Source organism: Salinarimonas soli (assembly GCF_008386575.1).
Classification (GTDB): domain Bacteria; phylum Pseudomonadota; class Alphaproteobacteria; order Rhizobiales; family Beijerinckiaceae; genus Salinarimonas_A; species Salinarimonas_A soli.
Genome location: NZ_VUOA01000260.1, coordinates 1 through 276 on the forward strand (window position 1 = coordinate 1; position 276 = coordinate 276).

General features: G+C 64.9%; 1 protein-coding gene. It reads left to right on the top strand.

All coding sequences use genetic code 11. From position 1 onward, the window contains the following. On the top strand, positions 1-221 hold a 221-nt coding region (locus F0L46_RS26500), incomplete at its 5' end, for a hypothetical protein (protein WP_210247718.1). Positions 222-276: the final 55 nt, after the last annotated feature.

The following is a 276-nucleotide window of genomic DNA, read 5'->3' on the forward strand; positions in this document are numbered from 1 at the left end:
GTCCCTTTCCTGCTGGGCGAACTGCGATTCGGTCCCTGGCCCCCATCGGAAAGTCCATCGTGAACTCACTGCTGTTGATCGGCATCGTCCTGCTGGTCATGGGCGTTGCTGCCCGCTTCGTCCGCGACCAGGGCCGCAACGTCATGTGGCTGATCGAGTTGGGGCTGTTGATGTCCGGGTTCGTCTGCGCCGCAGTGTCGCTGTGGCGCATGACCGGCTGATCCACTCCCCCGCGAGCGTCGCCTCATGAGTGAGCGACCAGCGCAGCCACCTGCG